Genomic DNA, 14,228 nt, shown 5'->3' on the forward strand with positions numbered 1-14,228 from the left:
CATTGCCTGAACTGCCCGAGGTCGAGGTGGTCCGGCGCGGCCTGGTGAGCTGGGTGCGCGGCCGGACCATCACCTCCGTCGAGGTGCTGGACCCGCGCTCCCTGCGCCGGCACGCCCTGGGACCGGACGACTTTGCCGGCAACCTTGAAGGCGCGCGGGTCCTGGACGTGGTCCGCCGCGGCAAATTCCTGTGGATGCCACTGGCGGACACGCCCGCCCCGCCCGGAAACGGTGCCCCGGCCGGCGAACCGGCCCCCGCCGTCGCGCTCATGGCCCATCTGGGCATGTCCGGCCAGCTGCTTATGCAGGACCCCGGCGTTCCGGACGAAAAACACCTGAAGGTCAGGCTGCGGCTCAGCCCAGCCGACGGCATGCCCGAACAGCTCCGGTTCGTGGACCAGCGCATCTTCGGCGGCCTGTTCCTGACCACGCTGATCCCCACCGACGACGGCGGCCCCGGCGGCCTCGCCGAAACGCCGCTGCCGCTCATCGCCGAGGAAGCCGCGCACATTGCCCACGACCCGCTGGATCCCTGGTTCTCCTTCGAGACCTTCTACCGGCGCCTGCGGGCCCGCAAAACCGGGCTCAAGCGGGCGCTGCTGGACCAGGGCCTGGTCTCGGGGATCGGCAACATCTACGCGGACGAGGCCCTCTGGACGGCGCGGCTGCACTACGCCCGGCCCACCGACACCCTGCGCCGACCCGATGCGCTGCGGGTCCTCGACGCCGCCCGTGCGGTCATGACGGATGCCCTGGCCGCCGGCGGCACGAGCTTCGATTCGCTCTACGTCAACCTCAACGGAGCCTCCGGGTACTTCGACCGTTCCCTGAACGCCTACGGCCGGGAGGGGCTCGAGTGCAAGCGCTGCGCCGCCGCCGGCCGGGTCAGCCGGCTCCTGCGGGAACAGTTCATGAACCGGTCCTCGTACACCTGCCCCGTCTGCCAGCCCCGGCCGCGGAACGGGCGCTGGTAGGGGGCGTCCGGGCGTAGTGCCCGGCCAGCCTCGCCAGGCCCTCGTCAAGCGAAACGGCGGGGGCCCAGTTGAGGAGTTCACGGGTCTCGCGTTGGTCGAACCAGTGGGCCGTGGAGAGCTGCTCAGCGAGGAATCTGGTCATCGGCGGCTCCCCGGCCCGGCCGGACCGGGACCACACCTTCTCCACCACCGATCCCGCAGCCCGCGCGAGACTGCCCGGCACCGTCCACGACGGCGCAGGGACGCCGCCCGCGGCGCAAATGCCCGCCAGCAGCTCACCAACCGGGCGGGGTTCGCCGTTGCTGACCACGAGCGCCCGGCCGTGGATGTGCTCCATCCGGTCAAGCGCGGCGACGATGGCCGAAGCGGCGTTGTCCACGTAGGTCGTGTCGATCAGGGCCGCACCGGCGTCGAGCAGCGGCAGGCGGCCGCGGCTGGCACGTTCCAGCACCCGTTCCACCAGCTGGGTGTCACCCGGGCCCCAGACGATGTGCGGGCGCACCGCCGTGACCCGGAAACCCGGCGAGTCCGCGGCCAGCGCCAGCAGTTCGGCCTCGGCCTTCGTGCGGGAGTAGTCACCGTGCGCGCGGGCCGGGTCCGCCGCCTCGGCGCCCAGCCCGGCGATGGCGGCCCCGGAATTGGCCACGGACGGGGAGGAAACAAACACCAGCTCCCGCACACCGGCCTCGCGGGCGGCCCGGAGCAGGCGGCGCGTGCCTTCGACATTGACCTCGTCGAACTCCGCGGCACGGCCCGTGAAGGACACCTTCGCGGCCAGGTGGATGACGCCCTCGGCGCCGGAGACGGCGCGGCGCACGGCGGCCTCGTCCGCAACGGACCCTTGGAGGTCCGTTACGCCGTCGACCCCGGAGGGGCGGCGCTGGAACGTGCTGACGGCATGGCCCTGCCGCACCATCAGACGTGCCACCTCCCGCCCGAGCAGCCCGCTCGCGCCGGTGACGAGGACCCTCATGGCGTGCCCGGACGGCCGCCGGCCAGCACCGCCGAAGCCCACCGGGCCACGCGGCTCCGGTCGATCTTGGCGTTGTGGCGGATGTCGGTCGGCTGGCAGGGGACAGCGAGCACGGCGGAGACACTGACCCCTGCCGCGCGGGCGGCGTCCCGTACGCGGCCCGCCAGCTGCGGCGCGGCGGGACCGGCCCGGCGGACCGGCGGAACTGTTTCGACGACGGCGACGACAGCCTGGGTCCCGGACGGACCGACCCCGACGACGGCTGCCATCCCGACGTCGTCCAGGCGTTCGATGGCCTGCTCGGCGCCCACCGGCGTCACCACGGCGCCCGGGGCCGTCACGACGTGCACGAGGCGTCCTTCCACCCAGAGCCGGCCGGCGGCGTCGAGGTGCCCCACGTCGCCGGTGCGGTGCCATCCGGCCGTGCGGACGCTCTCGCGCTGGGTCAGCCAGAGCCGGTCGTAGGCTTCTTTCACGTGCGGGGCGCTGACGAGGATCTCCCCGCTCACTCCGGCCTCCCTGACGGGCTCGTTCCCGGGTGCGGTGCCGTCCGCGGCCAGCGGGATGATGGCCACGCGGGCGCCCTGCACCGGCCGGCCCACGCACACGCCGTTGCCGGCGCCTGCCATGGTTCCGGCGGCGGCGTCGGCCGCGGCGGCACGGATCTGTTCGAGGCTGATGTCCGTGACGGGCAGCGCCTCGGTCATCCCGTACGGGGTGTGCAGCGAGGCGCGCGGCAGCAGCCGCTGCACCTCTGCGAGGAGGGCTTCAGGGACCGGCGCGCCGGCGGAGAGCAGCAGCTCCACGCGCCCCAGCGCCTCGTGTCCGGCCCGGCTCAGGCCGGCCCGGGTGGCCAGGACGTTGCGCAGCGCCGCGGGCGAGGCGAAGACCACCGTGGCGTCGATGGCTGCTGCGGCGTGCGCCAGCGCGCTGGCCGTCAAGGTGCGGGGGGCGGTGACGTCCATGGCGGGCGTCACCGAAACGGCTCCGAGCGCCGGTCCCAGCAGGGCGAACGGCGCGAAGCCCGCCACCAGGCGTGCGCCCGGGCGGATCCCCAGCGTCGCGGCCACGGCATCGCGCATCGCCGCCAGCCGCCGGTGCGTGTAGACCACGCCCTTGGCGGGCCCGGTGGAACCGGAGGTGAACAGCACCGCGGCGGGGGCGCCCGGGTCCGGAACCGGGGCCGTGCCCGGGCGGGGCAGTCCGGGGCTGAGGCCGGCTCCGCGGCGGGCAAGGGCAGCGAGGGAGGTCTCGACGGCGAGGAGCCGGCGGCGGCGGGCCGGCAGGTCCCGCACACTGATGCGCCGCCCCGGCCAGCCAAGTACCGAGGCGGCCGCCAGGGCCTTGTCGATTCCGATGAGGAAGTCCGGGGTGGCGCCCTTCACCGCACGGCTCAGGCCGCGGGTGCCCAGGCCGGCGTCGGCCACGATGACCACCGCGCCGAGCCGCAGGCAGGCGTAGAGGACCACGGTCAGGTCCACGCCCGGGGGAACCATCAGGCTCACCCGGGTGCCGTTCCCTACACCGGCGTCCTGCAGGCCCGCCGCGAGGGCGGCGATGTTCTGTTCGAGCTCCTGCCAGCTGAGCGAACGGGCGACGCTGCCGTCCGTGGCCATTTCCGCGACGGCGGTATCCCCGGCCGCCGGTCCCGCCGCCAGCTCGGCGAGGGGCGCCCAAAGGGGCGGGACCCCGGCGCCGGGCTCCAGGGGCCCGGCCCCGAATTCCAGCATCGAGTCGTCGGCCGGGCCGTCGGCCGGCCCGCTGTCCGGCCCGCACTCCGCCAGCCACTCGAAGACGGGCGCGGCGATGTCCCGGTCTTCCGCGACCAGGTGGCCGGCACCCTCGAAGCGGTGAACTTTCGCGTCCGGCAGCCGGCCGATGAGGTCCTTGAGGTACCGGTCGGAAAAGATCGGATCGCGCGGGCCCCAGAGCATCAGGGCCGGAACCCCCAGCCCGCGCACCCCTTCCGCGACGCGGCTGAGCGTGGGGAAGCTGGGATGGGACGCGTCGGCGGGAATGTCCGCGACAAAGTTCCCCACGCCGGCGCGTCGGCCGGCGCCGCGGTAGGGGGCCATGAAGGCGCCACGGACATCCGCGGTGAGCGGCGGGCGGGCCAGGGCATGCGTCACGCGCAGGAAGCTGTCCGTCCCCGTCGTTCCCCAGCGGTGCACGGCAGGGTGCAAGGCAAGCCGCAGCGCAGGCGGGATGCGGGCGCCGGAGGGCTGGTGCACGGCCGTGTTGGTCAGCACCACGCCGGCGAGCTGCTGCGGATGGGCCACGGCCCAGCCCAGGCTGATCACGCCGCCCCAGTCGTGGCCGACGGTGACGACCGGCCCGTCCAGGCCGAGCGCCGCGGTGAGGTCGCCCAGGTCGTTGATCCGGTCCTCCAGGCGCCGGAACGTGCCGGTGCGCTCGGAGAAGCCCATGTCCAGCTGGTCCACGGCCACCACGCGCCACGGATGTGCGGGGTCGGATCCGGCGGCCAGCAGGGTCCGCCACAGGTAGGACCACGTCGGGTTGCCGTGCACGCACAGCAGGGTGCCGGCAGGAGTCAGGCCGCGGCGCGCGAGCTGGGCACCGTTGTCCAGCAGGTGCCAGCGGCGCACGGTGCCGGGCTCATCCGCGGCGGAGGTGGACGCCACATCGATCTCGCGCGACCATTCGGGGTCGACGCCGGGCCAGTCGGCGGCTACCAAACGATTTCCACCATGGCGGTGTTCAAGCCGGAACCGACGCCCATGCACAGCACGCGGTCCCCGGCGGCGAGAGTCTGCGCTTCGGCCGCGAGGGTCATGGGGAGCGAGGCCGGGCCCACATTGCCCCAATGCGGGAACGTGATCGGCACCTTGTCCGGGTCCAGGTCAATGGCGTTGATGATGGCCTGGGTATAGGCATTGCTCACCTGGTGCGTGACGTACCGGTCCATCGAGGCCCAGTCCCACTCCGGCTGGGCCTCGTGCCAGGCATCGACCACGAGCTGCAGGCCGCCGTCGAGCAGGCCTTTGGTGTCGGTGGCCATGCCGTCAATGCTGCCCACGCACAGTTCATGGTGCTCGGTTCCGGCACGCATCACGCCGCCGAGGACCCGGTGCGCCCCGGGGTGCTCGTCCGCCGGGCCCAGGACGGCCGCAGCGGCTCCGGAGCCGAGCGTCAGTGTGGCGAACTCGCGGTTGAAGTCCTCGCGGGTCGTCTCGGGCCGCTGCAGCCGGGCCAGGGTGGCCTCCTGCGTTGGCTGGGCGTCTTCACCGTTGACGATCATCGCGTACTTGATCTGGCCGGAGTCGATCATGTTGGCCGCCAGGGTCATGCCGTTGACGAATCCAAGGCAGGCGTTGGCCAGATCAAAGTTCATGGCCGACGACGGCAGGCGCAGTCCGTGGTGGATCTTCACCGCGACGGACGGTTCGAGGTTGCGCCGCGTCACGGAGGTGTTGATCAGCAGGCCAATCTCGGACGCTTCGATGCCGGACTCGGCCAGGGCCTTTGCACCCGCCTCGATGGCGGCGTCGTCGAACGATGTCCCGGGGGCCCACCAGCGCCGGTGCGTGATGCCCGCGACCCGTTCGAGCAGTTTCGGGGGGACCCTCAGCCGCCGCAGGGTCGAAGCCAGCCTGCGGTCGAAATCCATGGAACTGACGATCGTCGGAGCTTCGACGCTGCTTACCGAAAGTAGAGCGGTGTTGCTGTGCCGGAATGTTGCATTGCCTACCAATTCAAGCCCCTCTTCATGTCCGTCCTGCGCTCCGGCGGTGGCCGCTCACAAGCCCGAGAGCTTAACTATGCCCCGTGAAGGTCAATTCCCGCATATGCGGCCTCAGCCATCTGCGGCGGCTTCGCGCTGGTTCTGCGCGGAATGGCCGCAGATGCGCAGTAGATTGTAAGTATCCGGGGCCGCCCCGGAACCCCCGTGTCCGTCCGAATCATGCTTTCGTCGGACAGCGGACCAGTCCGCCGACCAGGAGAACCGAAGCGCCTTGCACCTGAAAAGTTTGACCGTCCGGGGATTCAAGTCGTTCGCCTCGGCGACGACCTTTGAATTCGAACCGGGCGTCACCGCCGTGGTGGGCCCCAACGGCTCGGGCAAATCCAACGTGGTGGACGCGCTGGCGTGGGTCATGGGCGAACAGGGAGCCAAGACCCTCCGCGGCGGCAAGATGGAAGACGTGATCTTCGCCGGCACCTCGGGCCGGCCGCCCCTGGGGAGGGCGCACGTCTCGCTGACCATCGATAACAGCGACGGCGCCCTCCCGATCGAATACAGCGAGGTCACGATCTCGCGCACGCTGTTCCGGACCGGCGGCTCGGAATACGCCATCAACGGCGCGGGATGCCGGCTGCTCGATATCCAGGAGCTGCTCTCCGACTCGGGCCTGGGCCGCGAGATGCACGTGATTGTCGGCCAGGGCCAGCTGGACAAGGTCCTGCACGCCACCCCCGAGGACCGGCGCGGCTTCATTGAGGAGGCCGCCGGCATCCTCAAACACCGCCGCCGCAAGGAAAAGACGGTCCGCAAACTCGAAGCCATGCAGGCCAACTTGTCCCGGCTCAGCGACCTCACCGGCGAAATCCGGCGGCAGCTGACCCCGCTGGGCAAACAGGCCGAGGTGGCCCGGCGCGCCCAGAGCGTCCAGTTCGAGGTCCGTGACGCCCGCTCACGGCTCCTGGCCGACGACCTCGTTGCGCTGCAGTCCGCGCTGGCGCAGGACGTGGCGGATGAATCGGCGCTCAAGGCACGCCGCGCCGTCGTCGAACGCGACCTCGAGGCCGGGCGGCAGCGCCAGGCCGTCCTCGAAGGGCTCGCAGCCGAGGCCACGCCCGCGCTGAACGCCGCGCGGGAGAACTGGTATTCGCTTTCCACCGGGCGCGAACGGCTCCGTTCCCTCGGTTCGCTCGCAGAGGAACGCCGCCGCCTGCTCGGCGCCGCGGACGTGGTTCCGGACACCGGCCGGGACCCGGACCAGCTGGAGCAGCAGGCCGCCCGCGTCCGCGACGAGCAGGCCGGGCTGGAACGGCAGATCCTGGACCGCACCGAGGCCCTGGACGCCGCGACAGCCGCCAAACACGACGCCGAACAGGCCGCCGCCGCCGAGGACAAGCGGCTCGCGGCCCTGCTCCGCGCCGCCGCGGACCGGCGTGAAGGCCTGGCCAAGCTCGCCGGGCAGGTCGGCGCGGCACGGTCCCGCGTCGAGTCTGCCCAGTCCGAGCTCGGCCGCCTCCGCGAATCGCAAAAGGCGGGCGAGGAGCGCCGCCGGCAGGCGCACAGCGAGTTCACGGCCCTGGAAGCGCAGGTCGCAGGGGTCGAGGACGGCGAGGAATCGCTCGACGCCGATTACGAGGCCGCGAGCGAGGCCCTCGAAACCATCATCGCCGAAATTGACGCCCTGAAGGCGGCCGAGCGCGAAGGCGAGCGGGAACGTGGCGCCCTTATGGCCCGCCGCGATGCCCTCCAGCTGGGCCTGAACCGCAAAGACGGCTCCGGGCATGTGCTCGGCGCGGCAGCCGGGGACCTGGCCGACGGGGTCCTGGGATCGCTGGCATCCATGATCACCGTGGATCCAGGATTCGAGGCCGCCGTCGCCGCCGCACTCGGCAGCGCGTCCGACGCCGTGGTGGTCCGGGACCAGCAGACGGCCGCCGCTGCCGTGCGGCTGCTGCGCGCGGACGACGCCGGCCGTGCCGCGCTGCTGCTGGCCGGCCCCCCGGCCGGGTCCCCGCCGCCGGTGGCCGATGCGCTGACGGCCGATGCATTAACCGGCGGCAGCACGCTTCCCGCGGGCGCGCGCTGGGCTGTGGATCTGGTGGATCTTGTGTCGGCTGCGGCACCGGACGCCGCCGGCCTGCCGCTGCCCGCCCTGCTGGCCGGCGTCGCCGTCGTCGAGGACCTGGATGCCGCAGCGCAGCTGATCGCCGCGCGTCCCGAGCTGACCGCCGTGACCCGGACCGGGGACGTCTTCACGGCGCTGACCGTGACCGGCGGGTCCGCGTCGGCGCCGTCGCTGCTGGAAGTCCAGGCCGCCGTCGACGACGCCGCGTCGAAGCTGGCCGCCGTCACCGCCGCGCTCGAACGCAACCGCTTCGCACTCTCCACCGCCCGGACCCGGCGCGCCGAAGCCCGGGACCGTGCCGACGCGGCCCTCGCGAAACTCCACGATTCCGACGCGAAACTCGCGGCCGTCGCCGAACGCCTGGGCCACCTGAACGCGGTGCTGCGCAGCGCCGTCGCCGAAAGTGATCGGCTGGCCGCGTCCCTGGCCAGGGCTGAGGCCCAGATTGTCAGCGAACAAGGTGCGCTGGAAGCGGTGGCGGCCCGGCTCGCCGCGGCCTCAGAGGCCCCCGCGGAGCAGGAACCTTCCCCGGAGCACCGGGATGCCCTGGCACTGGCCGCCTCGCTGGCCCGCACGGCCGAAATGGAAGCCAGGCTCGCCCTGCGCAGCGCCGAGGAACAGCTCACGGCCACCCGCAACCGGGCGGCGTCGCTGGAACGGGCCGCCGCCACCGAACGCCGGGCCCGCGAGGAAGCGGCGGAACGGGCCCGCCGCCGCCGGCTCCAGGCCCGGCGCGCCGCCGCCGTCGCCGTCGCCGTGCAGCAGGTCATCGGATTCATCGACGTGTCCGTCGAGCTGGCCCGCCGCGAGCGGGACAGCGCCGAGGAACGCAGGGACGCCATGGACCTTGAACTGGCCGGGGTCCGCAGCGGCAACGACGCACTGGCCCGCGAACTGGCCGAACTCACCGACTCCGTGCACCGCGACGAGCTCGCCCGCACGCAGCAGCGGCTGCGGATCGAGGCGCTGGAACTGAAGAGCGTGGAGGAGCTCGGGCTGACTGCCGGGCAGCTCGTGGCCGACTACGGACCGGACCTGCCCGTCCCGGTCCCTGCCGGCGACTCGGCGGACAAATGGGCCGCACTGCGCGCCCCGGTGGACCAGGACGGACGCGAGATTTCCGACGGCAAGCCCTTCGTCCGTGCGGAACAGGAAAAGCGGCTCAAACGCGCCGAACGCGACCTCGCGGCCCTGGGGAAGGTCAACCCGCTGGCGCTCGAGGAGTTCGCCGCGCTTGAGGAGCGCCACCAGTTCCTCAGCACCCAGCTCGAAGACCTGAAGTCCAGCCGCAAAGACCTGCTGGACATCATCAAGGAAGTCGACGACCGCGTCCAGAAGGTCTTCGCCGAGGCCTTCGAGGACACCTCCCGGCAGTTCGTCCGCGTCTTCGCCCGGCTGTTCCCCGGCGGCGAGGGCCGGCTGGTCCTGACCGACCCCACCGACATGCTCACCACCGGCATCGAAGTCGAAGCCCGCCCGGCCGGCAAGAAAATCAAGCGGCTCTCGCTGCTTTCCGGCGGCGAACGCTCCCTGACGGCCGTGGCGCTGCTGGTGGCCATCTTCAAGGCACGGCCCTCGCCCTTCTACGTCATGGACGAGGTCGAGGCCGCGCTCGATGACACCAACCTGGGCCGCCTCATCACCATCTTCGAAGAACTCCGCGAATCCAGCCAGCTGATCGTCATCACGCACCAGAAACGCACCATGGAAGTCGCCGACGCCCTCTATGGCGTCACAATGCGCGGCGACGGCGTCTCCACGGTGATCAGCCAGCGGCTCAGTGCGGAGATCTAGGCAAACGTCCAGGTCCCGGCACGACGGCGCCCGCGCGCAACAAAAGCGCTGGCCACGGCCCATTTGGGGTTTGTGAGAAGCTAGGGGAGTGAACGATATCCTCCCCATCATTCTGCCCATTTTCGCTGTCCTGGTGGTCCTCGGTGTGCTGATCCCGGTGCTCATGAAGACCCGGAAGAGCGCCAAGACCTACACCGGCCCGCGTGACGCAAACGACCCCGTGCAGGCCCCGGGAGCCGGAACCCTTGTGGAGGACCGTCCCGCGCAGGCGCCGGCACCGGCACGGACCTCGCCGGACGGCGTCGAACTCGAAGAACCAACCCTCGAAGTTCCGGACGACGCAGCCGGGCTGGAAACCGTCCCGGTGGAAACCCCGCTGCCGGTGGCCGGGCGGCTGATGCGGCTGCGCGAGCGGCTGGTCAAGTCCAACAACATCCTCGGCAAGGGGCTCCTGGCCCTGCTCTCGGCAGACAAGATCGATGAAAACGTCTGGGATGAGGTCGAGGAAACCCTGCTGCTGGCCGATCTCGGCACCGAACCGACCATGCAGCTCGTGGACTCGCTCCGCGAACGCGTCAAGGTGATGGGCACCCGGGACCCTGAGCACGTCAAGGCCCTGCTCCGGGAGGAACTCATCAAGCTCGTGGATCCGACCATGGACCGGAGCCTGAACGTCGAGCGCCACGGCGACAAGCCCGCCGTCATGATGGTTGTCGGCGTCAACGGCGTTGGCAAGACCACCACCGTGGGCAAGCTGGCCCGCGTGCTCGTGGCCGAGGACAAGGACGTGCTGCTGGGCGCGGCGGACACCTTCCGCGCCGCCGCCGCCGAGCAGCTGGCCACGTGGGGCCAGCGCGTCGGCGTGCCCACCGTGAAGTCGGACATCGACGGCGCGGACCCGGCCTCGGTGGCCTACGAGGCCGTCAAGGCCGGCATCGACCAGGAAGTCGACGTCGTCATGATCGACACCGCGGGGCGCCTGCAGAACAAGGTGGGCCTCATGGACGAGCTCAGCAAGGTCAAGCGGGTCATCGAAAAGCTGGCCGAGGTGGACGAGGTGCTGCTGGTCCTGGACGCCACCACCGGCCAGAACGGACTCAACCAGGCCCGGGTGTTCTCCGAGGTCGTGAACATCACCGGGATCGTCCTGACCAAGCTGGACGGCACCGCCAAGGGCGGGATCGTCGTCGCCATCCAGAAATCCCTCGGAGTCCCGGTGAAGCTGATCGGCCTGGGCGAAGGCGCCGACGACCTCGCGCCGTTCGACGCTGAAGGCTTCGTGGATGCGCTGCTGAACTAGCCCGCACCGCAACAAAAAGAGTGCCCCGGTCCTGTCTGGCCAGTTCAGACGGGACCGGGGCACTCTTTGTTCAAGCGGCTAGTACTTGAAGTTCAGGACCGTCACTGTGCCGGCCGTCAGCTTGAACTGCTGCGTCTGGGACTTGTACGCGAAGCCGGGCACCGTGGCGCGCTTGGCGAGGGGCGTGGGCTCGGCCTTGGCGCCATCGATCACGGTCTGGTCCTCGGCTGCGTAGCTGGGTCCGCTGAGCTGGGTCATGGTCCCGGTGACCGGTTTGCCCGGAAGGTTCAGGGTGACGGAAGTCTGCGCGGCCTTTTCGGGGTCGTTTTCGTTGATGATCACCACGCTGGTGCTGCCGTCGGCGTTCTGCAGCGCGTAGCTGAACGCCGGGCCGCCTCCGGCGCTGTTCACTTTCATGAACTTGCCGGCCTCGAGCTCGGCCACCATGGAGATGCCGAAGAAGTTGGCCCGGCCGGACATCTGGCCGTTGCCGAACGGGTAGGCCCCGGCGCTGCAGATGGCGGACAGGGGCGGGCCGCCCTTGCAGGTCAGCAGCGAGCTGTGGAAGCCGATTCGGGTGATGCCCAGTTGGGCGGCGGTGAGGGCATAGTCTGCCGCCCAGAGCGCAGATGCGTGGGTGCGGGAGGTCTCATTGGAACCGGGGCACGCCGAGATCCCGGTTTCCGGAATCCAGGTTTCCAGGCCGGCGGCCTGACCCACCGCGAGGGCCGCCTTCTGGTAGTTGACGCCACGGTCGTGCATCGTTCGGCTCATCGCGTTTGCCAAGGTAGGCGAGTCCTGGGGCAAGCTGCCGTCACAGTTGGAGAGCGGGTAGTGGTGGAACGTCAGGATCTTCTTCTGCGGGAGGTCCGCATCGACGAACGGCTGCCACCACTTCTGGTCGTAGGCGCCCGGGCCGGAGATGGGCACGTTCGGCGCCACTGCATAGATCGCGTTGGCGTAGTCCTTCAATTCCCGAATGTACTGATCCAGGCTGTAGCCGCTGCCGGACTTCACATCGTTGAACACGAAGCCGTTGGGCTCATTGCCCACAGTGATGCTCAGCAGCCGGTCGCCGAGGATCGCCGAGGCGTTTTTGGCCATGTCCGCAGCCCGCGCCGGGTTGTAGTGGCCCAGATCCACTGTGAGGCTGACCCTGGCGTCGCCGGCGTCCAGCAGGGTCTTGAGCCGGACCAGGTCTGCCGGGCCCACAGCCTTGACCGGGTGCGTCTTGTCACCCTTGTAGTCGGCGGGGACGGCCTCGCCGGTGGAGGTCCAGAAGAAACGCCGGTCCACGGCGTTGCCGCCGAAACGCAGGACCGGCTGGTCGATCTCCTTGAGCAGCTTGACCATCGACGCGTTGTCGCTGCTGAGGTCGGGATCGGCCAGATCCGTGGCCTCCAGGGAAATTCCCGCCATGCCCTTGTTCAGGGAAGTGCCCACGAGGTCGCTGGAGACATCGACCTTGAGGGGCTCAACCTTTTCCAGCGGCGACCCGGCCGGCGGACCCGGCTGCGCGTAATAGGTGACGGTCGGGCCCACCTCGGCAGGGGCGAGCGCCGGTGCCGACTGGGCCGGGGAAGAAGCGGCCGGCGGGGCCGGCGTCGGGTTTCCGAGGGCGAGGGGAACCAGTACTGCTGCGGCGACGGCGATAATTCCGGCGCCGGCGATCAGCCCTGCGCGCTTCCTGTTTCCCGCGCTTGTGCCCGCACTCTTACCGGGGTTTGCGGGTTGGGCGGGGTCGGGGCTTTCGGCTTTCCCGGGGGAAGAGTCGAATTTGGCCATGGGGGATTACCTCCGGAAGTTTGTGGCACGTGCCCCCAGCTTAGCCAAGGGCGAAGGCCGCCGCTGACCGGAAGGCCCTGGACAACGTCCCGTGCACGGTCCCGGACAAGATCCCGGCGGAGGCGCCGCCCGGAGCGGACCAGCGGCGGCAACGCCGCAGGTCAGGCGCGGTCCGGGGCCGGCCGGCGGAACGTTTCGCGGGCCGGCAACCACACTGCGGCGGCGGCCAACAGGATGCCGCCAGTGACCCCAAAGGCCCAGCCGTAGCCCAGCCGGTCCGCCAGCAGCCCGGCCACCACCGGTCCGACAATTGCGCCGCTGTCGGAAGCCATCTGGAAGACGGCCAGGACGCGGCCGCCCGAGCGCTCGTTGCCGATCACGTCGGCGATGGCGGCCTGCTGGGCCGGTCCGAGCAGCCCGGAGCCGATCCCGGCGCAGGCGGAGGCGAGCAGGAACCAGGGCAGCTGGTGGGTGAAGCCGATGGCCGCCGTGGCGGTGCCGGTGACCAGCAGCCCGGCCAGCAGGAGCGGCTTGCGGCCGAGGCTGTCCGCGAGCCGGCCGGAAAACGTCAGCGCCACCGCGTTGCCGCCGGCAAACACCGCCAGGGCCCAGCCGGCCGATTCCGGACCGGCGCCGAGCGCAACGACGGCGAAGAGCGGCACTGTGGCCATCCGAACCCCGAAGGTGGCCCAGCCGTTGGCAAAGCTCGAAAACAGGCCGGCCCGGTAGGCGCTGTCCCGCAGCGCGTCCCGCAGTTCCATCGCAGGGGCCGTGGCGCCGGGCTGCCGCGAGGCGGCGGGGACATGGCTGAGCTGGGTCTGCACCACGACGGCGGCCAGCACCAGGGCCCCCGCGTAGGCCAGGAACGGCACCCGCAAGCCGAAGCTGGCGAGCATCCCGCCGACGATTGGGCCGCAGACGTTGCCGATCAGGAAGGCGGAGGCATAGGCCCCGGAGACCCGGCCGCGGCTTTCCGGCGGCGCGAGGCGGACCACGAGCGCCATGGACGCCACCGTGAACATCACCGAGCCAGCCCCGCCGAGGCCGCGGAAGACCAGCAGCTGCCAGTAATTCTGGGCGAAGGCGCAGGCGGCCGTGGACACCGCGACGATCAGCAGCCCGGCCACATAGACCGGCCGTTCGCCCAGCTTCACGATCAGGGTGCCCGCGGCCGGTGCGAAGACGAGCCGCATGAAAGCGAAGATGCTCACGATCACGGCCGCGGCGGTCGCCCCGACGTCGAACGTGGTGGCGAACTGGGGCAGAACCGGTGCCACGAGGCCGAAGCCGATCGCAATCAGGAAGGCCGCCACCAGCATCACCTTGATGTCCCGGGGCAGCCGGGAACGGCCCGGGGCCCGGGAGGGCACCTCGGCTGCGGCGTCGCCGGCGGGGCGGGAGGTCTTGCTCATAATGCGTTCGTCCTTGGGAAGATGCGGTGCCGGCTGGCGGCGGGTCCAACAAGTGCGGGAATAATCCGCTGAAACATAACCGTAACAAGTGTGAGATGCACCATTTACGTCCGGGAGGTTCTTGTAACAACCCGGCAATGTAAATCCTCCGCCAGCGAAACACGG

At 70.8% G+C, this 14,228-nt stretch carries 8 protein-coding genes; 3 read left to right on the plus strand and 5 right to left on the minus strand.

The window, feature by feature from the left end; genetic code table 11:
• Positions 1 to 2: 2 nt before the first annotated feature.
• Complete coding sequence (gene mutM / locus AC1DDH_RS19360) at positions 3 to 974, plus strand: bifunctional DNA-formamidopyrimidine glycosylase/DNA-(apurinic or apyrimidinic site) lyase (RefSeq protein ID WP_476956090.1); 972 nt, start codon at positions 3 to 5, stop codon at positions 972 to 974.
• Here mutM and AC1DDH_RS19365 read toward each other — a convergent pair.
• From AC1DDH_RS19365 to AC1DDH_RS19375, 3 genes are read right to left on the minus strand one after another with little or no spacing between them, the layout of a single operon-like run.
• On the minus strand, positions 910 to 1,947 hold the full coding sequence (locus AC1DDH_RS19365; protein WP_476871163.1) for an NAD-dependent epimerase/dehydratase family protein: 1,038 nt from the start codon (positions 1,945 to 1,947) through the stop codon (positions 910 to 912). The two genes, mutM and AC1DDH_RS19365, sit on opposite strands and share 65 nt — an antisense overlap.
• Positions 1,944 to 4,643, minus strand: coding sequence for an alpha/beta fold hydrolase (locus tag AC1DDH_RS19370; protein ID WP_476956091.1), 2,700 nt, complete (start codon positions 4,641 to 4,643; stop codon positions 1,944 to 1,946). Before AC1DDH_RS19370 ends, AC1DDH_RS19365 begins: the two co-directional genes overlap by 4 nt.
• Entirely contained in the window at positions 4,637 to 5,659 is a 1,023-nt protein-coding gene (locus tag AC1DDH_RS19375; RefSeq protein WP_476848951.1) for a 3-oxoacyl-ACP synthase III, read from the minus strand. The genes AC1DDH_RS19370 and AC1DDH_RS19375 overlap by 7 nt, the downstream gene beginning before the upstream one ends.
• Before the next feature lie 262 nt (positions 5,660 to 5,921).
• Between AC1DDH_RS19375 and smc the strand changes: the two genes are divergently transcribed.
• Together smc and ftsY are read left to right on the plus strand one after the other, a co-directional pair.
• Positions 5,922 to 9,566, plus strand: coding sequence for a chromosome segregation protein SMC (gene smc / locus AC1DDH_RS19380; protein ID WP_476956092.1), 3,645 nt, complete (start codon positions 5,922 to 5,924; stop codon positions 9,564 to 9,566).
• Between the two features lie 88 nt (positions 9,567 to 9,654).
• Positions 9,655 to 10,866, plus strand: a complete 1,212-nt coding sequence (gene ftsY / locus AC1DDH_RS19385) for a signal recognition particle-docking protein FtsY (RefSeq protein WP_028276845.1) — start codon at positions 9,655 to 9,657, stop codon at positions 10,864 to 10,866.
• A gap of 78 nt (positions 10,867 to 10,944) precedes the next feature.
• Here ftsY and AC1DDH_RS19390 read toward each other — a convergent pair whose 3' ends face one another.
• Together AC1DDH_RS19390 and AC1DDH_RS19395 are read right to left on the minus strand one after the other, a co-directional pair.
• Positions 10,945 to 12,651 carry a hypothetical protein gene (locus tag AC1DDH_RS19390; RefSeq protein WP_476932432.1) on the minus strand — a complete coding sequence of 569 codons (1,707 nt, stop codon included), beginning with the start codon at positions 12,649 to 12,651 and terminating at the stop codon, positions 10,945 to 10,947.
• A 161-nt stretch (positions 12,652 to 12,812) separates the two neighbouring features.
• Positions 12,813 to 14,063, minus strand: a complete 1,251-nt coding sequence (locus tag AC1DDH_RS19395; RefSeq protein WP_476848955.1) for an MFS transporter — start codon at positions 14,061 to 14,063, stop codon at positions 12,813 to 12,815.
• Positions 14,064 to 14,228: the final 165 nt, after the last annotated feature.

The organism is Arthrobacter sp. 10T425, from assembly GCF_056393985.1.